Origin of the sequence: Rhizobacter sp. Root1221, assembly GCF_001425785.1 — a bacterium.
Taxonomy (GTDB): Bacteria; Pseudomonadota; Gammaproteobacteria; order Burkholderiales; family Burkholderiaceae_C; genus Rhizobacter.
Window position 1 is genome coordinate 228,456 of sequence record NZ_LMDI01000001.1, and the last position, 20,050, is coordinate 248,505.

Genomic DNA, 20,050 nt, shown 5'->3' on the forward strand with positions numbered 1-20,050 from the left:
GTCGACGTCGCCGTTGGGAATTCATTGTTGAGTTGCCCACCTGCTTGCTGTTAGGTCGTTCCTCTGGATTACTTGCCTGATCCGATGGACCTGCCGGCGTTTTGCAGGAATTCCTGTCCACCGAGAGGTACAGTGAAAGTCTGAGGGATGGAGCCCACATGACTCGCCGACAAGACATCGCAGTTGACTCGCATCAAGCCGCTCTGGCTCGCATCATCCAGTCCCACGCGAGCGGCACGGGCGACTTCTCGACGCCGATTGCCGGCGTGGGTCTGTTTCGACGCAACAACCCGGCGCCGCCGGTGAGCTGCCTGGTTCCGCCCAGCATCGTCCTGGTGGCGCAGGGCGCCAAGACGATGTGGGTCGCAGGCGAGGCCTATCCCTATGATTCCTCTCGATTCCTGGTCACGTCGCTGGAACTGCCGGCGAACTCGGAAGTGACGCAGGCGAGTCCACACCACCCTTGCCTGGGCCTGACGCTGAAGTTGGATCAACGCATCCTGGCCGAGTTGATTGCACAAGGCAGCCTCCCACCGCGGCGGGACCGCGCTGTCGGCACGGGTGTGGGAATAGGCGTGGCGTCCGACGCCATCCTGTCGCCGTTCCGCCGGCTGTTGGAGCTGCTGGACGAACCTGAAGCGATACCTGTACTCGCGCCAATGATCCAGCGAGAGGTCCACTACCGTCTGCTGTTGAGCGACCAGGCGGCCAGGCTACGTCAGATCGCCTCTGTTGACGGGCACGGGCATCGCATTTCAAAAGCCATCGACTGGCTGAAGGTGAACTACGCCTCGCCGGTGCGAGTCGATGAACTCGCCACGCGTGTGCAGATGAGCGCACCGACATTCCACCAGCACTTTCGACAACTCACCGGGATGAGTCCGCTGCAGTATCAGAAGTGGCTGCGCCTGACCGAAGCGAAGCGTCTGATGCTGAGCGAGTACATGGATGTTTCCACGGCTGGCTTCAAGGTCGGCTATGAAAGCCCTTCCCAGTTCAGTCGCGAGTACAGCCGCTTGTTCGGGTTTCCGCCCAAGCGAGACATTGCCGTGTTGCGGGTACAGACGGGAGACGCTGGAAAATCAGCGAATCGCCCGGTGCAGTACCACACTGAAACCTCGCCGCGCCTCAAAAAGGCGCCGCTGCGACCGAGTTGATCTCGAAGTCGAGCCAGTGCGCGGCCACGCTTCGCAGATGCGCGACGTCTCCGGTGGTCTCCAATTGCACCCGGCCGGCCGGCACCGAGTCGCTGTCTACTGCCCCCAGCAACCGCGCCGCCTGCCGCGACACGGGCCAAGCCGTGTCGATCAGTTCCACCGCAGGACCCATGGCCGCCTGGATGTGGCGGCGCACGAACGGGTAGTGCGTGCAGCCGAGCACCACGGTGTCGACATCGGCCGCGCGCAGCGGGGCACAGAACGACTCGATCATCGCGATCACCTCGGGTGAATCGAGGTCGCCGCGTTCGATCTGGCCGGCGAGGCCCGGGCAGGGCTGGAGCACGATGGAGGCGCCCGCGCCGTGGGCGTGCAGCAGGCGCTGGAACTTCGCGCTGCGCAACGTGGCGGGCGTGGCCATGACGCCGATGCGCCCCGAGGCCGAGGCCTTCACGGCCGGCTTGATGGCGGGCTCCACGCCCACCACAGGGGTGCCGGGCCAGCGTTCGCGCAGGGCGGCCACGGCCACGGCGGTGGCGGTGTTGCAAGCCACCACCAGCAACTTCGCTCCCGAATCAACCAGGTGCCGGCCCACGGCCAGCGTGCGCTCGGTGACGAACTCGTCGGCGCGTTCGCCGTAGGGGGCGTTCCCGGAGTCGGCCACGTACAACATCGGGTGGCCGGGCAGCGTGCGGTGCAGCACACTCAGCACCGAGAGGCCACCGAGCCCGGAGTCGAACACGCCCACCAGGGCGGGGTCAGCGGGTGACGGGGGCGAGGCGAGGGGATGCATGCGGCGCGCAGTCTACCGGAGCAAAAAAATGCGCACTTCAGATCCGGTTCGTGGCACAATCAAAAAATAGCACGATCGTTCGTTTCCTTCTTCCGCCCCTGCTGCGGTGTGGGCGTTGGGCAATCCTAGAATCCGTGCAACTTCAACAGCGACATCTGAGGAGCTTCGGCATGAAAGTCTTGGTGGCAGTCAAACGGGTGGTGGACTACAACGTGAAGGTTCGCGTGAAGAGCGACGGCACGGGGGTGGACATCGCGAACGTGAAGATGAGCATGAACCCGTTCGACGAGATCGCGGTGGAAGAGGCGGTGCGGTTGAAGGAGAAGGGCTTGGTCACGGAAGTGATCGCGGTGTCGTGCGGCCCCACGCAGTGCCAGGAAACGCTGCGCACCGCGATGGCCATCGGCGCCGACCGGGCCATCCTGGTGGAGAACACCGACGAACTGCAGCCGCTGGCGGTGGCCAAGCTGCTCAAGGCGCTGGTGGACAAGGAACAACCGTCGACATGAAAGTCTTGGTGGCAGTCAAACGGGTGGTGGACTACAACGTGAAGGTTCGCGTGAAGAGCGACGGCACGGGGGTGGACATCGCGAACGTGAAGATGAGCATGAACCCGTTCGACGAGATCGCGGTGGAAGAGGCGGTGCGGTTGAAGGAAAAGGGCTTGGTCACGGAAGTGATCGCGGTGTCGTGCGGCCCCACGCAGTGCCAGGAAACGCTGCGCACCGCGATGGCCATCGGCGCCGACCGGGCCATCCTGGTGGAGARCACCGACGAACTGCAGCCGCTGGCGGTGGCCAAGCTGCTCAAGGCGCTGGTGGACAAGGAACAACCGTCGCTGGTGATCCTGGGCAAGCAGGCCATCGACGACGACAACAACCAGACGGGCCAGATGCTGGCCGCACTCGCCGGCCTGCCGCAGGCGACGTTTGCCAGCAAGGTGGAACTCTCGGCCGACGGCGCGTCGGTCACGCGCGAGGTCGACGGCGGCCTGGAGACCTTGAAGCTCACGCTGCCGGCGGTGATCACCACCGACCTGCGCCTGAACGAGCCGCGNGGCGCGTCGGTCACGCGCGAGGTCGACGGCGGCCTGGAGACCTTGAAGCTCACGCTGCCGGCGGTGATCACCACCGACCTGCGCCTGAACGAGCCGCGYTACGTGACGCTGCCCAACATCATGAAGGCGAAGAAGAAGACGCTGGARGTGGTSAAGCCCGCCGACCTGGGTGTGGACGTGGCCCCGCGCATCAAGACGCTGAAGGTCAGCGAGCCSCCSAAGCGCAGCGCGGGCATCAAGGTGCCGGACGTGGCCACGCTSGTGAGCAAGCTCAAGAACGACGCGAAGGTCATCTGACCCCATGTGTCATCCCGGCGAACGCCGGGACCCACTGCACGCCAGACGCCTCCACCGCCACACATCTCGCCTCCTGTGGGTCCCGGCTTGCGCCGGGATGACAGGCTGGTGCGAACWAGGAAACATCCATGACCGCTCTCGTCATCGCAGAACACGACAACAAGTCCATCAAGGGCGCCACGCTCAACACCGTCACCGCCGCYGCCCAACTGGGTGGTGACGTGCACGTGCTGGTCGCAGGCTTCAACGCCGCCGAAGCGGCCAAGGCCGCYGCWCAGATCGCGGGTRTCACGAAGGTGATCCACGCCGACGCCGCCGGCTTCGAACACGGCCTCGCCGAAAACGTCGCCGCGCARGTGATCGCTCTCGCAGGTGCCTACAGCCACCTCGTGTTCCCGGCCACGGCCGCGGGCAAGAACGTGGCCCCGCGGGTGGCAGCGCTCCTCGACGTGGGCCAGGTCAGCGACATCACGAAGGTGCTGAGCCCCGACACGTTCGAGCGCCCCATCTACGCCGGCAACGCCATCGCCACGGTGCAGTCGCACCCGCAACACGCTGCGCACCTTCCTGAAACGCTNCGACACGTTCGAGCGCCCCATCTACGCCGGCAACGCCATCGCCACGGTGCAGTCGAGCGACAAGGTGAAGGTCCTCACCGTGCGCGCCACGGGCTTCGACGGCGCCGCGGCCACCGGCGGCAGCGCCGCGGTTGAAACCGCCCAGGCCACGGCCGACAACGGCAGCAGCAAGTTCGCGGGCAGCGAGATCGCCCGGAACGACCGCCCGGAACTCACCGCCGCGAAGATCATCGTCTCGGGCGGCCGGGCGCTGGGCAGCAGCGACAAGTTCAACGAGGTGCTCACGCCGCTGGCCGACAAGCTCGGNGGAACTCACCGCCGCGAAGATCATCGTCTCGGGCGGCCGGGCGCTGGGCAGCAGCGACAAGTTCAACGAGGTGCTCACGCCGCTGGCCGACAAGCTCGGYGCGGCCCTGGGCGCCAGCCGCGCGGCGGTGGACGCAGGCTACGCRCCSAACGACTGGCAAGTGGGCCAGACCGGCAAGATCGTGGCCCCGCAGCTGTACATCGCCGCGGGCATCTCGGGSGCCATCCAGCACCTGGCCGGCATGAAGGACTCCAAGGTCATCGTGGCCATCAACAAGGACCCCGAGGCGCCCATCTTCAGCGTGGCCGACTACGGTCTCCAGCACCTGGCCGGCATGAAGGACTCCAAGGTCATCGTGGCCATCAACAAGGACCCCGAGGCGCCCATCTTCAGCGTGGCCGACTACGGTCTCGAAGCCGACCTCTTCACCGCGGTGCCCGAACTGGTCAAGGCCCTGTAAGCCCGTTCCGCACCCAGCCCGTTCGCCGATCACGAAGGCCGACGGGCTTTTTTATGCCCGAATCACGATCCCAGGAGTTGCCATGAGCTACGTCGCCCCCGTCAAGGACATGCTGTTCTGCATGCAGGAACTCGCCGGCCTGGAGGCCGTTGCCCAACTCCCGGGGTTCGAGGATGCGGGCCTCGAGACGGCCCAGGCCGTGCTCGAGGAGTGCGCCAAGTTCAACGAAGGCGTGCTCGCGCCGCTGAACTTCGAGGGCGACAAGAACCCGTCGTTCTGGAAGGACGGCACCGTCACCACCACGCCGGGTTTCAAGGAAGCCTTCCGGCAGTTCGGCGAAGGCGGCTGGCAGGGCCTGCAACATCCGGCAGACTTCGGCGGCCAGGGCCTGCCGAAGACCATCGGCGCGGCGTGCATCGAGATGCTCAACAGCGCCAACATGAGCTTCGCGCTGTGCCCGCTGCTGACCGACGGCGCCATCGAGGCGCTGCTGACGGCCGGTACGCCGGAGCAGCAGGCCAAGTACCTGCCGAAGATGATCTCCGGCGAGTGGACCGGCACGATGAACCTGACCGAGCCGCAGGCCGGTTCGGACCTGGCCCTCGTGCGCACCCGCGCCGAGCCCCAGGGTGACGGCACGTACAAGATCTTCGGCACGAAGATCTTCATCACGTACGGCGAACACGACATGGCGCCGAACATCCTGCACCTGGTGCTGGCCCGTGTGGCCGGTGCGCCGGAAGGGGTGAAGGGCATCAGCCTGTTCCTCGTGCCGAAGTTCCGCCTGAACGCCGACGGCACGCCGGGCGAGCGCAACGACGCGCACTGCGTGAGCATCGAGCACAAGATGGGCATCAAGGCGAGCCCCACCGCCGTGCTGCAGTTCGGCGACCATGGCGGCGCCATCGGTGAACTCATCGGCCAGGAAAATCGGGGCCTCGAGTACATGTTCATCATGATGAACGCGGCCCGCTACGCGGTGGGCATGCAAGGCATCGCGGTGGCCGAGCGCGCCTACCAGAAGGCCGTGCAGTACGCCCGCGACCGCGTGCAGTCGCGCCCCGTGGACGGGTCGATGCCGGGCAGCGCGCCCATCATCCACCACCCCGACGTGCGCCGCATGCTGATGACGATGCGTGCCCTCACCGAAGGGTGCCGCGCGATGGCCATCACCGCCGCCGCAGCGTACGACGCGCAACACGCCCACCCGGACGCCGATGCGCGCAAGCAGAACCAGGCGTTCTACGAATTCATGGTGCCGCTGGTCAAGGGCTACAGCACCGAGATGAGCCTCGAGGTCACCGACCTCGGCGTGCAGGTGCACGGCGGCATGGGGTTCATTGAAGAGACTGGCGCGGCGCAGTATTACCGCGATGCCAAGATCCTGACGATCTACGAGGGCACCACCGCCATCCAGGCGAACGACCTCGTGGGCCGCAAGACCGCGCGTGATGGCGGCCAGACGGCCAGGGCCATCGCGAAGCAGATCGAAGCCACCGAGGCCGAACTCGCGAAGCGGGGCAGCGTGGCCGCGCGGGCCGTTCTCAAGGCGCTTTCCGAAGGGCGCGCCGCGTTCGTCGACGTGGTCGATTTCGTCGTGGCCAACGGCAAGACGAAGCCGAACGCGGTGTTTGCCGGCTCCGTGCCGTACCTCATGCTGGCCGGCAACGTGGTGGCGGGCTGGCAACTGGCCCGTGCACTGCTGGTGGCCGAAGACCAGCTCGGCAAGGGCGAGGGCGATGCCCCGTTCCTGACGGCCAAGGTGACCACGGCGCGTTTCTACGCCGAGCACATCCTGACCCGCGCCGGCGGCCTGCGCGCCGCGATCCTCGACGGCGCCGACAGCGTCACCGCACTCGCACTCGACTCGTTCTGACCTGGAGCTTCCCCGTGTCCCTGCCTCCCGTTCTTCAAAACCTGCCGCTGCCCATCATCGGTTCGCCGCTGTTCATCATCAGCAACCCGAAACTCGTGATTGCCCAGTGCAAGGCGGGTGTCGTGGGGGCCATGCCCTCGCTGAACGCCCGCCCGGCCGAGTTGCTGGAAGAGTGGCTCGCCGAGATCACCGAGGCCCTGGCGGCCCACAACCGTGCCCACCCGGACAGGCCGGCCGCGCCGTTTGCCATCAACCAGATCGTCCACAAGAGCAACGACCGGCTCGAACACGACCTGGCGGTGTGCGCGAAGTACAAGGTGCCCATCATCATCACGTCGCTCGGTGCCCGCACCGACGTGAACGATGCGGTGCACGCGTGGGGTGGGGTGGTGCTGCACGACATCATCAACAACACGTTCGCCAAGAAGGCGATCGAGAAGGGCGCCGATGGCCTGATCGCGGTGGCGGCCGGTGCCGGCGGCCACGCGGGGGTGAAGAGCCCGTTCGCGCTGATCCAGGAAATCCGCGAGTGGTTCGACGGCCCCATCGCGCTGAGCGGTTCCATCGCCAGCGGCGGGGCGGTGCTGGCGGCCCAGGCCATGGGTGCCGACTTCGCCTACATCGGCTCGGCCTTCATCGCCACCGAGGAGGCGCGTGCGGTCGAGGGGTACAAGCAGATGATCGTCGAGAGTTCCAGCGACGACATCATCTACAGCAACCTCTTCACCGGCGTGCACGGCAACTACCTGAAGGGGTCCATCGTGGCCGCCGGGCTCGACCCGGAGAACCTGGCCGTCAGCGACGCCAGCAAGATGAACTTCTCGGGCGGTGAATCGAAGAAGGCCTGGAAGGACATCTGGGGTTGCGGCCAGGGCATCGGCCACATCAAGGAGGTGGTGCCGGCGCGTGAGCTCGTCGAGCGCCTGGCCAGGGAGTACCGGGCGGCGCGCGAGCGCCTGGCCTTGAAGTGACCCAGTGATGACCCGTCAGGTCAGGTGGCGGGTTGCGGCTCCAGGTCGCAATCGCACCCCTGGCCGGCGGCAATCCAGCGCGGCGCGAACATCGCCGCCACCCGGGCCAGCCACGCCGGCCCGATGAACCGCGCCGGATCGGTGACGACGCCGCAGCGGTAGAGCGCCAGGCGCTCGTCCCACACCAGCGCCGCACACGCCCCCTGGCGCCGCCGGCTCACCAGCACGCCGGCCGGGCAGGGCTCGGCCAGGCAGCACACCCCGCAGCCATTGCAGGCAGATCCCACCGCCGGTTTGGCCGGCGCGTCGGGGTGGATGTGGATGGTTCGGGCGGACATCGGAGCGGCAAAAGCCCGCCCATTGTGCAGATGTGCGACGCTTGCGGTCGACGAATCAGCTGTTGATTCCGCAACGGTGTTACAGTAATCGGCCAGACTCTACAGGTCCTTCCCGTCCCCTTGCCTTCAAAAGCGAGGCGGGTCGCAATCCGCAAACCGGTGCAGCCGTAACGCGGAAGGTTTATCAACCCACTACAACGCCGGAAACCGGTGTGAAAGGTGAGCGAAAATGATGCAAGAATACAGGTCGAATTCGTACCTGTTCGGTGGTAACGCGCCCTACGTCGAAGAGATGTACGAGGCCTACCTCGACAACCCGGGCTCCGTGCCCGACAACTGGCGCGCCTACTTCGACGCCCTCCAGAACGTTCCGGCCGCCGACGGCACCGCTTCGCGCGACGTCGCCCACGCCCCGGTCGTCGAATCCTTCGCCCAGCGTGCCAAGGCCAACGCCTTCGGCAACAAGGCCAGCGGCGCCGACCTCGCGGTCGCCCGCAAGCAAGTCCACGTCCAGTCCCTGATCGCCGCCTACCGGTTCCTCGGTTCGCGCTGGGCCGACCTCGACCCGCTCAAGCGCCAGGAACGTCCGAAGATCCCCGAACTCGAGCCGGCGTTCTACGACCTGACCGAGGCCGACATGGACCTCCCGTTCAGCGCCACGAACACCTACTTCACGACCGCCGAGCAGATGACGCTCCGCGAGATCGTGCAGGCGCTGCGCGAAACCTACTGCGGCTCCATCGGTGCCGAGTACATGCACATCACCGATCCGGCCGAGAAGCGCTGGTGGCAGCAGCGGCTCGAATCGATCCGCTCGAAGCCCTCATTCAAGCCGGAAGAGAAGGTCAACATCCTCGAGCGCCTGACGGCTGCCGAAGGCCTCGAACGCTACCTCCACACGAAGTACGTCGGCCAGAAGCGCTTCTCGCTCGAAGGCGGCGAAAGCTTCATCGCCTCGCTCGACGAAGTGGTGCAGCGCTCCGGTGAAGTGGGCGTGCAGGAAATCGTGATCGGCATGGCCCACCGCGGCCGCCTGAACGTGCTCGTGAACACGCTCGGCAAGGCGCCGAAGGACCTGTTCTCCGAGTTCGACCACACCGCCCCCGAAAACCTCCCGTCCGGCGACGTGAAGTACCACCAGGGCTTCTCGAGCGACGTGTCCACGCGCGGTGGCCCGGTCCACCTGAGCCTGTCGTTCAACCCGTCCCACCTGGAGATCGTGAACCCGGTGGTCGAGGGTTCCGTGAAGGCCCGCCTGGACCGCCGCGGTGACGAGGAAGGCGACACGGTGTTGCCGGTGCTCGTGCACGGCGACGCGGCCTTCGCCGGCCAGGGTGTCGTGATGGAAACGCTGGCGCTGGCCCAGACCCGCGGTTACTACACCGGTGGCACGGTCCACCTGGTCATCAACAACCAGATCGGCTTCACCACCAGCGACCCGCGCGACACGCGCTCCACGCTGTACTGCACCGACGTCGTCAAGATGATCGAGGCCCCGGTGCTGCACGTGAACGGCGATGACCCGGAAGCCGTGGTGCTGTGCACGCGCATGGCGCTCGACTACCGCCAGGAATTCAACAAGGACGTCGTCGTCGACATCGTCTGCTTCCGCAAGCTCGGCCACAACGAGCAGGACACCCCGGCGCTCACGCAGCCGCTGATGTACAAGACGATCGCCAAGCACCCGGGCACGCGCAAGCTGTACGGTGAGAAGCTCGTCGCCAACGGCACGCTCAAGGCCGAAGGTCCGGACGAACTGGTCAAGGCATGCCGTGCCGCGCTCGACGCCGGCAAGCACACGGTCGACCCGGTGCTGACCAACTACAAGAGCAAGTACGCCGTCGACTGGTCGCCGTTCCTGAACAAGAAGTGGACCGACTCCGCCGACACCGCGCTGCCTTCCTCGGAAATCAAGCGCCTGGCCGAACGCCTCACGCACGTGCCGACCGGCTTCAAGCCGCACGCACTCGTCGAGAAGGTGCTGGCCGACCGCGCCGCCATGGGCCGGGGCGAGATCAACGTCGACTGGGGCATGGCCGAATCCATGGCCTACGCGTCGCTGGTGGCCAGTGGCTACCCGGTGCGCCTGTCCGGTGAAGACTGCGGCCGCGGCACGTTCACGCACCGCCACTCGGTGCTGCACGACCAGAACCGCGAGAAGTGGGACGAAGGCACCTGGACGCCGCTGCAGCACATCGCCGACAACCAGGCCCCGTTCGTCGTGATCGACTCGCTGCTGTCCGAAGAGGCCGTGCTCGGCTTCGAATACGGCTACGCCAGCGCCGACCCGAACACGCTCGTGATCTGGGAAGCCCAGTTCGGTGACTTCGCCAACGGCGCCCAGGTCGTGATCGACCAGTTCATCGCGTCCGGCGAAGTGAAGTGGGGCCGTGCGAACGGCCTGACCATGCTGCTGCCGCACGGCTACGAAGGCCAGGGTCCGGAGCACTCGTCGGCCCGCCTCGAGCGCTTCATGCAGCTGGCCGCGGACAACAACATGCAGATCGTGCAGCCCACCACGGCCAGCCAGATCTTCCACGTGTTGCGCCGCCAGATGGTGCGCATGTTCCGCAAGCCGCTCGTCGTGATGTCGCCGAAGTCGCTGCTGCGTGCCAAGGATGCCGGTTCGCCGCTGTCCGAGTTCACGAAGGGCGAGTTCCGCACCGTCATCGGTCCGGGCCGTGCGGAGATCGAACCCGAAAAGGTCAAGCGCATCATTGCCTGCTCGGGCAAGGTCGCGTACGACCTCATCAAGCGCCGCGACGAGAAGAAGGCGTGGGACACGGTGATCGTCCGCGTGGAACAGCTGTACCCGTTCCCGCACAAGGCGTTCGCCGCCGAGATGAAGCGTTTCCCCAACGCGACCGATGTGATCTGGGCGCAGGACGAGCCGCAGAACCAGGGTGCCTGGTTCTTCGTGCAGCACTACATCCACGAAAACATGGTCGAAGGCCAGAAGCTCGGTTACGCAGGCCGCCCGGCCTCGGCGTCGCCGGCCGTGGGTTATGCCGACCTGCACCAGGAGCAGCAAAAGGCGCTCCTCGACCAGGCGTTCGGCAAGCTCAAGGGCTTCGTGCTCACGAAGTGATGTGACGCATCGCGTTGGCAGGGTGTGGGGCCGGGTGGCCCCCACCTGCCGCGCCGTCTCGCTTCGATCCCCTCATTCTCTGGAAGAACAACATGGCAATCGTAGAAGTCAAGGTCCCGCAGCTGTCTGAATCCGTGGCCGAAGCCACCCTGCTGCAGTGGAAGAAAAAGCCGGGCGAAGCCGTCGCCCTCGATGAAATCCTCGTCGAAATCGAAACCGACAAGGTCGTGCTGGAAGTGCCGGCACCGGCCGCCGGCGTGATGGCCCAGCTCGTCAAGAACGACGGCGACAGCTGCACCAGCGACGAAGTCATCGCGAAGATCGACACCGAAGCGTCGGCCCAGGTGAGCCCGCTCGAGATCAAGCCGGTGCCGGCGCCGTCGCCCGCAGCGGCCCCCGCCGCGGCTGGCAAAGGTGACGTGGCCATGCCCGCTGCCGCCAAGCTGCTCGCCGAGAACAACCTGTCGGCCAGCAGCGTGCCGGGCACCGGCAAGGATGGCCGCGTGACCAAGGGTGATGTGCTCGGCGCGCTGGAAGGTGGCGCCAAGGCGGCTGCCGCACCGGCGGCTCCCAAGGCCGTGTCGGCGCCGGCAGCACCTGCCGTGGCCAAGCCGCTGCCCGCCGTGGCCGCCCCCACCATCCAGCAACTGGGCGACCGCCCGGAGCAGCGTGTGCCGATGAGCCGCCTGCGCGCCCGCATCGCCGAGCGCCTGCTGCAGTCGCAAGCCACCAACGCCATCCTGACCACGTTCAACGAAGTGAACATGGCCCCGGTGATGGACATGCGCAAGAAGTTCCAGGAAAAGTTCGAGAAGGAACACGGCGTCAAGCTGGGCTTCATGAGCTTCTTCGTGAAGGCCGCGGTGCATGCGCTGAAGAAGTACCCGATCGTCAATGCCTCGGTCGACGGCAACGACATCGTGTACCACGGCTACTTCGACATCGGCATTGCCGTGGGTTCGCCGCGCGGCCTCGTGGTGCCGGTGCTGCGCAACGTCGACCAGATGACGTTCGCCGACATCGAGAAGAAGATCGCCGAATTCGGCGCCAAGGCCCGTGACGGCAAGCTGTCGCTCGACGACCTGACCGGCGGCACGTTCTCGATCTCCAACGGCGGCACGTTCGGCTCCATGCTGTCCACGCCCATCATCAACCCGCCCCAGTCGGCCATCCTCGGCGTTCACGCCACGAAGGACCGTGCAGTGGTCGAGAACGGGCAAGTGGTCGTGCGTCCGATGAACTACCTCGCGATGAGCTATGACCACCGCATCATTGACGGCCGTGAAGCCGTCCTGGCGCTCGTGGCCATGAAGGAAGCGCTGGAAGATCCGGCCCGCCTGCTGTTCGACATCTGAGGAATCCCATGAGCAAGCAATTCGACGTGGTCGTCATCGGTGGCGGCCCCGGTGGTTACATCGCGGCCATCCGCGCGGCGCAACTCGGTTTCAACACCGCCTGCATCGACGAGTGGAAAAACGAGAAGGGCGGCCCCGCCCCGGGCGGTACCTGCACGAACGTGGGCTGCATTCCCTCGAAGGCGTTGCTGCAATCCAGCGAGCACTTCGAGCAGGCCGGCCACCACTTTGCCGACCACGGCATCGGGCTGTCCAACCTGAGCATCGACGTCGCGAAGATGCTGGGCCGCAAGGACTCCGTCGTGAAGCAGAACAACGACGGCATCCTGTACCTGTTCAAGAAGAACAAGGTCACGTTCTTCCACGGCCGCGGTTCGTTCGTGAAGGGCGGTGACGCCGGCTACGAGATCAAGGTGGCGGGTGCCACCGAGGAAACCATCTCGGCCAAGCACGTGGTGATCGCCACGGGCTCGAACCCGCGCGCGTTGCCGGGCGCGGCCTTCGACGAGGTCAACGTGCTGTCGAACGACGGCGCGCTGCGCATCCCCGCGGTGCCGAAGAAACTGGGCGTGATCGGTGCCGGCGTGATCGGCCTCGAGATGGGCTCCGTGTGGCGCCGCCTCGGCGCGGAAGTGACCGTGCTGGAAGCGCTGCCGGTGTTCCTCGGCGTGGTGGATGAAACCATCGCCAAGGAAGCCCAGAAGGCGCTGAAGAAGCAGGGCCTCAACATCGAGGTGGGCGTCAAGATCTCCGACGTCAAGACCGACAAGAAGGGCGTCACCGTCTCCTACGCGAACGCGAAGGGCGAGGCCCAGACCCTGGCGGTGGACAAGCTGATCGTCTCCATCGGCCGTGTGCCCAACACCATCGGCCTGAACGCCGAAGCGGTGGGCCTGAAGCTCGACGAACGTGGCGCCATCACGGTGGACGACGACTGCAAGACCAACCTGCCGAACGTGTGGGCGGTGGGTGACGTGGTGCGTGGCCCGATGCTCGCGCACAAGGCCGAGGAAGAGGGTGTTGCCGTGGCCGAGCGCATTGCCGGCCAGCACGGGCACGTCAACTTCAACACGGTGCCGTGGGTCATCTACACCTCGCCGGAAATCGCCTGGGTGGGCCAGACCGAGCAGCAGCTCAAGGCCGAAGGCCGTGCCTACAAGGCCGGCAGCTTCCCGTTCATGGCCAACGGCCGTGCACGTGCACTGGGTGACACCACGGGCATGGTCAAGATGCTCGCCGACGCGAAGACCGACGAAATCCTCGGCGTCCACATCGTGGGCCCGTACGCGTCGGAGCTGATCGCCGAGGCGGTGGTGGCGATGGAGTTCAAGGCCTCGGCCGAGGACATCGCCCGCATCTGCCACGCGCATCCGTCCCTGAGCGAAGCGACGAAGGAAGCCGCCCTGGCGGTCGACAAGCGCACGCTGAACTTCTGAGCGTCCGGTGGGAGTCCGCGAGCTCTACGCCCAGACCCTCGTGGAACGCGGCTTCAAGGCGGACCCCGCGCAAATGCGCGCGGTGGACGCCCTGGAGCGCTGCGAGAACGAGTGGCTCGACTACAAGGCCCGGCGCAGCAATGCGCTGACCAAGATGTTGCGCCACCCGCCCATTCCGCGCGGGGTCTACATGCACGGCGGGGTCGGGCGGGGGAAAAGCTTCCTGATGGATTGCTTTTTCACGTCCGTGCCGCTCACGCGCAAGACACGCCTGCACTTCCACGAGTTCATGCGCGAAGTGCACCGGGAACTGGGCGAGCTGCAAGGCACGGTCAACCCACTGCACGAACTGGGGCGGCGCATGGCGCGCCGCTACCGGCTCATCTGCTTCGATGAATTCCACGTCGCCGACGTCACCGACGCGATGATCCTGCACCGGTTGCTCGACTCCTTGTTCGAGCACCGCGTGAGCATCGTCACCACGTCCAACTTCAAGCCCGACGACCTGTACCCGAACGGGCTGCACCGCGACCGCATCCTGCCGGCCATCGCGCTCTTGAAGGACAAGATGGAGGTGCTGAGTGTCGACAACGGCACCGACTACCGCCAGCGGTCCCTCGAGCAGCTCGACCTGTATCACACGCCTCTCGATGACCACGCGGACGCGGCCATGACGGCTGCCTTCGACAGCCTGGCGGAGGCACGCGACGAGGAGCCGGTGCTGAACATCGAACACCGCCAGATCCGCGCACGCCGCAAGGCCGGTGGGGTGGTGTGGTTCGATTTCGCGGAACTGTGCGGCGGGCCGCGTTCACAGAACGACTACCTCGAGATCGCCTCGCAGTTCCACACGGTGTTGCTGTCCGGCGTGCCGTACATGCCGGTGCGCCTGGCGTCGCAGGCCCGGCGTTTCACGTGGCTCGTGGACGTGCTCTACGACCGCCGCGTCAAGCTCGTGATGTCGGCCGAGGTGCCGGCCGAGCAGCTGTACACCGAGGGGCCGCTGGCGCATGAGTTTCCGCGCACCGTGTCGCGCCTGAACGAGATGCGGTCGGCGGAATTCCTGGCGCTGGCGCGCCGGGATGTCGATACGTCTTTGACCTGACGCGTCAGGTCAGCGCCTCGATGCGCACGAGGGCCAGCGACAGGTTGTCGCCGGCGCCCCGGGCGCGTTGGCGCGCCTTGCTCACCAGCATCTCGCTGGCTTCGCGCGGGGGCAGGGTGTGCACGATGGCGCCCAGTTCCTTCGGCGTGAAGTAGTGCCACAGGCCGTCACTGCAGGCCAACAGCGAATCGCCGATCTCGAGGCGGTCGATGTGGTGCAGCGTGAGGGGCGGGTCCTGGAAGGTGCCGAGGCAACCGGTCAGCAGGTTCGACTGCGGGTGGTTATTGGCTTCTTCCTCTGCGATCTGGCCTTCATCCACGAGGCGCTGCACGAACGAGTGGTCCACCGTGCGCTTGACGAGATCGGGGCCCCGGAAGTGGTACACGCGCGAATCTCCGGCGTGGATGATGTCGCACGCGCGGGACGGGCTGATCAAATAGGCCGTGACGGTGCTGTGGGGTTCTTCCTCGGCGGTGATGGCCGTGAGCTTGATCATCAGGTGCGCTTCCAGCACCAGCTGCTTGAGCAGTTCGCCGGGATCGTCCTGCAGGGCGCCGTGGCGTTCGAACAACTGGCGTGCCGTGAGGATCACCTGGTCGGCCGCCTTGCGGCCGCCGCTCTTGCCACCCATGCCGTCGGCCAGCACCGCCAACGCACACCCGGGCACGCGATGGTGGGGGAGGATCTCGACCTGGTCCTGCTGGTAGGCTCGGTCGCCACGGTGGATACCGGTGGCTGCGGACAAACGATAACCGGGTGAGGTGCTCATGGTCGAAAACTATAATCGCTTTGTACCGATGGAAACACACTGCCGCCGTGATGGATGACAACCTCCACTCCCCCGAGCGGCGCCTGATCGAACTCCGGATCGAACACGCCGACCTCGACAGCCTGATCGACCAGGCCGTCCTGTCGCGTCCGCTCGACGACCTGACGCTGCGCCGCCTCAAGAAGCGTCGCCTGGTGCTGCGCGACGAGATCGCCCGGCTCCACGCCGAACTCGAGCCCCCCGAGCCCGCATGACCAGCCCATTGCGCGAGGCGGTGAGCCAGGCGTTCATGGCCGGCGGAGCCCTGTCCGAGGCCGATCCGCGCTACATCGAGCGCGAAGTGCAGCAGCGCATGGCCGACCACGTGGCCCTCGCCATCGACGAACAGCGGGCGCTGGTGGCCGAGGCCGGCACCGGCGTGGGCAAGACCTTCGCCTACCTGGTGCCCACGCTGCTGTCGGGCAAGCGGGCGCTGGTCAGCACCGCCACGAAAAGCCTGCAGGACCAGCTGTTCCTGCGCGACCTGCCGCGCCTGGTGGAATCGCTCAACCTGCCCACGTCGCTCGCATTGCTGAAGGGGCGCGCCAGCTACCTGTGCCTGCACCGCATGCGCCTGGCGCGCGAATCGGCTCAGCTGCCCGACCGCTGGGCCGTGCGCACGCTCGCCAAGATCGAGAAATGGGCGCAGAGCACCCGCGCGGGCGACCTGGCCGAACTCGACGGCCTCGACGAACGATCCAGCGTGATCCCGCTGGTCACATCGTCACGCGACAACTGCCTCGGCAGCGAATGCCCCGACTACCGGCAGTGCTACGTGATGAAGGCGCGCCGCGAGGCCATGGCGGCTGACATCGTGGTCGTCAACCATCACCTGTTTTTCGCCGACATGGCATTGCGCGACAGCGGTGTCGCCGAACTGCTGCCGAGCGTCGAGGTGGCGGTGTTCGACGAAGCCCACCAGTTGTCGGAGGCAGGCGTCCAGTTCCTGGGCACGCTGCTCGGCACCGCGCAGGTGATCGACTTCGCCCGTGACATGCTGGGTGCCGGATTGCAGCACGCGCGCGGCCTCGTGCCGTGGCAGGAGCTGGCTGCGGCCTGCGACCACGCCGCGCGTGACCTGCGCCTGGCCGCCGCGGGGCGTCTGCGCGAGGTGCGAGGGTCGCTCAAGCTGCGCTGGGACGAACGTGCCGCCAACGCCGATTTCCTGGCGGCGCTCAATGCGGTGGGAGAAGCCTGCACGGCGGCACGCCACGGCATTGACAAGGTGGCCGAGGCGGCCGTCGACTTTCCGAAGCTGGCCGAACGTGCGATGCACTTCGTGCAGCAGGCCGAACTGTTCGCGGCGCCGGTCACGCCCGGCCGCGTGCGGTTCATCGACCTCACGCCGCACCAGGCGCGCCTCATCGAGTCGCCGCTCGACGTGCGCGAGGCGCTGCGCGAGCAGATGGAGCTGGCCAACAAGGCGTGGATCTTCACGTCCGCCACGCTCGGCGACGACGACCGGCTGAGCTGGTTCACCGAATCGGCGGGCCTGGACGACGCCGATACCTTGCGCGTGGGCAGCCCGTTCGACTACCCGGCGCACGCGCGGCTCTACATTCCTGCGGGCTTCCCCAAGCCCAACGAACCCGGCCACCCGGCCGCCGTGGCCCAACTGGCCGCGCGTTGCGCGCGGGCGCTCGGTGGCCGAACCTTCGTGCTCACCACCACGCTGCGCGCGCTGCAGGCCATCGGCGAGGCGCTCAGTGCCGCGTTCGATGCTGAAGGCGATTCGATCCAGGTGCTGCTGCAGGGCAGTGCGCCGAAGCGCCAGCTGCTGCAGCAGTTCATGGCGCAGCCGCGGTCGGTGCTGGTGGGCTCGCAGAGTTTCTGGGAAGGCATCGACGTGCCGGGCGATGCCCTGCAGTGCGTGCTGATCGACAAGTTGCCGTTCCCTCCGCCCAACGACCCCTTGGTCGAGGCGCGGGTCAAGCGGCTGGAGAACGAAGGGCGCAACCCGTTTGCCGACTACTTCGTGGCCGAGGCCGCGGTGTCGTTGAAGCAGGGCGCCGGCCGGTTGATCCGCAGCGAGACGGACCGCGGCCTGCTGGTGGTGTGTGACCCGCGCATGGCGGGCATGAACTACGGCCGGCGGTTGCGCGAGGCGCTGCCACCCATGACCCGCCTCGCCACCGAGGCCGAGGCGCTCGAGTGGCTGGCAGGGCTGTCTGCCGAGGCGATGCCGTTCTGAGGCCGCCAGGGCAGGGCTGCGCCCAGCCCGTCCCCCCGCGGGGGTCAATGAACTTGGGGCGGCCCGGCGTTTCCTTGAGAGATGACTTACTGCGCCGTGGCGGCCTGTTTCGGCAGCTGGGCCAGGTAGCGGCTTTGCGGGAAGTTCTGGCGCAGCACGCGTGCGGCGTCGTCGCGCAGCTGCACCAGGCCCAGGCGGTCGTAGCTCTGGGCCATGATCGACAGGGCCTCTTCCGTGGACGGCGAGGTCTGGAATTCCTGGATGGCCTGCTGTGCGCGGTTGGCCGAGGCCACGAAGGCGGAGCGGCGGAAGTAGTAGCGCGCCACGTGCACTTCGTACGCGGCGAGCGCGTTCACGATGTAGCGCATGCGCACCACGGCGTCGTCCGCGTACTTCGATTGCGGGAACTGCTCGACGAGCTGCTTGAACGACTGGTACGAGTCACGCGAGGCCTGCTGGTCGCGTTCGGACAGGTCCTGCTGCGAGATGCGGCCGAAAATGCCGAGGTTGTCGTTGAAGTTGATGACACCCTGCAGGTACAGTGCGTAGTCGAATGCCGGGCTGGTGGGGTGCAGCTTCATGAAGCGCTCCACCGCCGACAGGGCTTGCGCCTTTTCGCCGGTGCGGTACAGCAGATGGGCGCGTTCAAGCTGGGCCTGTTGACCCAGCAACGTGCCCGACGCACGGCCTTCCAGCCGTTCGTAAAGTTTGATGGCCCGTTCGAAAGAGCCAGCTTCGACTTCGTCCCGGGCCTCTGAATACAATTTCTCGGGGCTCATGCCCGCGGTGTCGTCCTTCGGGGTCGAGCCGCACGCCACCAGAACAGAAGCCGTCATCGCGATGGCGACTGCGCGCCAGGGACGGCCGGGGCGGCGAAGCGAGAAAATCCGGATCATCAGCATGTGGCGCCGCGATGGCGCGTCCGTCAGAAGAGAAGAGCAACGATTATATGGTTCACCCAATGACGCAGGCCGCCGTGGATGCGCTTGCCGACCCCGATGACGAAGGGGTCGACGCGCCCGCCGGCGATGCCAACGAGCGTCGCACCGTCATCCTCGATCGCACGTTCCATGGCCAGCGGCTCGACAAGGCCGTCGTGTCCATGGCGCCCGAGTTTTCGCGCAACTACCTGCAGACACTGATCGAGCAGGGGCATGTCCACGTCGAGGGCCGTGCCGTCGACAAGCCGTCGGCCAAGGTGCACGCGGGCCAGCAACTCGTCGTCGAGATCGTGCCCACGCCCGAGAGCCGCGCCTTCCGCCCCGAGGACATCGCCCTGAACGTCGTGTTCGAGGACGAGCACCTCCTCGTGGTGAACAAGGCGCCCGGCATGGTGGTCCATCCGGCCGCGGGCAACTGGTCGGGCACGCTGCTCAACGCCGTGCTGCACCGGCACCCGGCGGCGGCCACGTTGCCGCGGGCCGGCATCGTGCACCGCCTCGACAAGGACACCTCGGGCCTGATGGTGGTGGGCAAGACGCTGCCGGCCGTGACTGCGCTCGTGCGGTCCATCTCCGCACGCGAGGTGCACCGGGAGTACATCGCCATCGTCAACGGCACCCTGTACGGCGAACCGTTCACGGTCGACGCACCGCTTGGCCGCGACCCGCAGTCGCGTATCAAGATGGCGGTGCTGTCGCAGGGGCGTCCGGCGCGCACCGACGTCACACCGCTCACCATCTACCACCCCGACGAGGGCGCCGGGCTCACCGCCGTGCGCTGCAAGCTGCACACCGGCCGCACGCACCAGATCCGCGTGCACATGGCCTCGCGCGGGCACCCGCTGGTGTCCGATCCGCTCTACGGTGGCCGGCCCGCGCTGGGCCTCGCGCGCCAGGCGCTGCATGCTGCACGCCTGGGCCTCACGCACCCCGATACCGGAGAATGGCTTTGGTTCGACGCGCCGCCGCCGCCCGATCTCGCCGGGGCGTGGGACACCGTGATGACGGGCGACGACGCGGCTGCGTGAAAGCCCGGATGGCCGCCCCGAGCACGTCGTTGCCATTGGCTATACAATAGGCCACGATTTTCCCTTGGCTGCACACGATGTCCTGTGTGTGACAGCGCCACTGCCCAGGGAAACGTTCGCACCGACGAGGATGGCATCCGGGTGCGAGCCCCCATGAAAGAACGGAAGTAGAAGATCGGTGGATGAGGCTTCGTCCGCCGGCTGCGACCCGAGTGCCTGGAGCCCGTGTCGCGGCACCACTTCCTGCCGTTCTTCGGGCCCACG

At 66.7% G+C, this 20,050-nt stretch carries 15 protein-coding genes and 5 pseudogenes; 16 read left to right on the top strand and 4 right to left on the bottom strand.

Features of this window, described 5'->3' with window-relative positions; genetic code table 11:
- Positions 1-158 precede the first annotated feature (158 nt).
- Positions 159-1,157, top strand: coding sequence for an AraC family transcriptional regulator (locus ASC87_RS00890; RefSeq protein WP_082568311.1), 999 nt, complete (start codon positions 159-161; stop codon positions 1,155-1,157).
- Here ASC87_RS00890 and murI read toward each other — a convergent pair.
- Positions 1,129-1,950, bottom strand: coding sequence for a glutamate racemase (gene murI, locus ASC87_RS00895; protein ID WP_056655156.1), 822 nt, complete (start codon positions 1,948-1,950; stop codon positions 1,129-1,131). The genes ASC87_RS00890 and murI overlap by 29 nt on opposite strands.
- A gap of 170 nt (positions 1,951-2,120) precedes the next feature.
- Here murI and ASC87_RS00900 point away from each other — a divergent pair.
- The 8 genes and pseudogenes from ASC87_RS00900 to ASC87_RS00920 all read left to right on the top strand — a co-directional run.
- A pseudogene (locus tag ASC87_RS00900) lies at positions 2,121-2,438 on the top strand (electron transfer flavoprotein subunit beta/FixA family protein); the annotation flags it as partial.
- 17 nt (positions 2,439-2,455) lie between these two features.
- Positions 2,456-3,006, top strand: a 551-nt coding sequence (locus tag ASC87_RS32940; protein WP_235581996.1) for an electron transfer flavoprotein subunit beta/FixA family protein, incomplete at its 3' end; no start/stop codon positions are given.
- 1 nt (position 3,007) lies between these two features.
- Positions 3,008-3,304: pseudogene (locus tag ASC87_RS32945) on the top strand (electron transfer flavoprotein subunit beta/FixA family protein); the annotation flags it as partial.
- Positions 3,305-3,432: 128 nt separating this feature from the next.
- Positions 3,433-3,881 (top strand): annotated as a pseudogene (locus ASC87_RS32950) (electron transfer flavoprotein subunit alpha/FixB family protein); the annotation flags it as partial.
- Between the two features lies 1 nt (position 3,882).
- A pseudogene (locus ASC87_RS32955) lies at positions 3,883-4,188 on the top strand (electron transfer flavoprotein subunit alpha/FixB family protein); the annotation flags it as partial.
- 1 nt (position 4,189) lies between these two features.
- Positions 4,190-4,649 (top strand): annotated as a pseudogene (locus ASC87_RS32960) (electron transfer flavoprotein subunit alpha/FixB family protein); the annotation flags it as partial.
- An 82-nt stretch (positions 4,650-4,731) separates the two neighbouring features.
- Positions 4,732-6,525: an acyl-CoA dehydrogenase gene (locus tag ASC87_RS00915; protein ID WP_056655161.1), complete on the top strand. Its 1,794-nt coding sequence runs from the start codon at positions 4,732-4,734 to the stop codon at positions 6,523-6,525.
- A gap of 14 nt (positions 6,526-6,539) precedes the next feature.
- A complete protein-coding gene (locus ASC87_RS00920; protein ID WP_056655164.1) occupies positions 6,540-7,496 on the top strand; it encodes a nitronate monooxygenase family protein in 957 nt (318 codons plus the stop codon).
- Between the two features lie 20 nt (positions 7,497-7,516).
- Here ASC87_RS00920 and ASC87_RS00925 read toward each other — a convergent pair whose 3' ends face one another.
- Positions 7,517-7,834: a hypothetical protein gene (locus ASC87_RS00925; protein ID WP_056655169.1), complete on the bottom strand. Its 318-nt coding sequence runs from the start codon at positions 7,832-7,834 to the stop codon at positions 7,517-7,519.
- A 229-nt stretch (positions 7,835-8,063) separates the two neighbouring features.
- Here ASC87_RS00925 and ASC87_RS00930 point away from each other — a divergent pair, with 229 nt between their 5' ends.
- From ASC87_RS00930 to zapE, 4 genes are all read left to right on the top strand, one after another.
- On the top strand, positions 8,064-10,922 hold the full coding sequence (locus tag ASC87_RS00930) for a 2-oxoglutarate dehydrogenase E1 component (RefSeq protein ID WP_056655172.1): 2,859 nt from the start codon (positions 8,064-8,066) through the stop codon (positions 10,920-10,922).
- 92 nt (positions 10,923-11,014) lie between these two features.
- On the top strand, positions 11,015-12,277 hold the full coding sequence (odhB, locus tag ASC87_RS00935; protein ID WP_056655174.1) for a 2-oxoglutarate dehydrogenase complex dihydrolipoyllysine-residue succinyltransferase: 1,263 nt from the start codon (positions 11,015-11,017) through the stop codon (positions 12,275-12,277).
- Between the two features lie 8 nt (positions 12,278-12,285).
- A complete protein-coding gene (lpdA, locus tag ASC87_RS00940) occupies positions 12,286-13,713 on the top strand; it encodes a dihydrolipoyl dehydrogenase (RefSeq protein ID WP_056655177.1) in 1,428 nt (475 codons plus the stop codon).
- Between the two features lie 7 nt (positions 13,714-13,720).
- Complete coding sequence (gene zapE / locus ASC87_RS00945) at positions 13,721-14,818, top strand: cell division protein ZapE (protein ID WP_056655180.1); 1,098 nt, start codon at positions 13,721-13,723, stop codon at positions 14,816-14,818.
- A gap of 4 nt (positions 14,819-14,822) precedes the next feature.
- On the opposite strand, the gene ASC87_RS00950 is transcribed toward zapE, so the two are convergent.
- Positions 14,823-15,587, bottom strand: a complete 765-nt coding sequence (locus ASC87_RS00950) for a PP2C family serine/threonine-protein phosphatase (protein WP_056655183.1) — start codon at positions 15,585-15,587, stop codon at positions 14,823-14,825.
- A gap of 50 nt (positions 15,588-15,637) precedes the next feature.
- Here ASC87_RS00950 and ASC87_RS00955 point away from each other — a divergent pair, with 50 nt between their 5' ends.
- Both ASC87_RS00955 and ASC87_RS00960 read left to right on the top strand, forming a co-directional pair.
- A complete protein-coding gene (locus ASC87_RS00955; protein WP_056655187.1) occupies positions 15,638-15,841 on the top strand; it encodes a YdcH family protein in 204 nt (67 codons plus the stop codon).
- Entirely contained in the window at positions 15,838-17,817 is a 1,980-nt protein-coding gene (locus ASC87_RS00960) for an ATP-dependent DNA helicase (RefSeq protein ID WP_056655190.1), read from the top strand. Before ASC87_RS00955 ends, ASC87_RS00960 begins: the two co-directional genes overlap by 4 nt.
- A gap of 86 nt (positions 17,818-17,903) precedes the next feature.
- On the opposite strand, the gene ASC87_RS00965 is transcribed toward ASC87_RS00960, so the two are convergent.
- On the bottom strand, positions 17,904-18,713 hold the full coding sequence (locus ASC87_RS00965) for an outer membrane protein assembly factor BamD (protein WP_056655852.1): 810 nt from the start codon (positions 18,711-18,713) through the stop codon (positions 17,904-17,906).
- A 65-nt stretch (positions 18,714-18,778) separates the two neighbouring features.
- Between ASC87_RS00965 and ASC87_RS00970 the strand changes: the two genes are divergently transcribed.
- Positions 18,779-19,786, top strand: coding sequence for an RluA family pseudouridine synthase (locus ASC87_RS00970; RefSeq protein ID WP_056655193.1), 1,008 nt, complete (start codon positions 18,779-18,781; stop codon positions 19,784-19,786).
- Positions 19,787-20,050 lie beyond the last annotated feature (264 nt).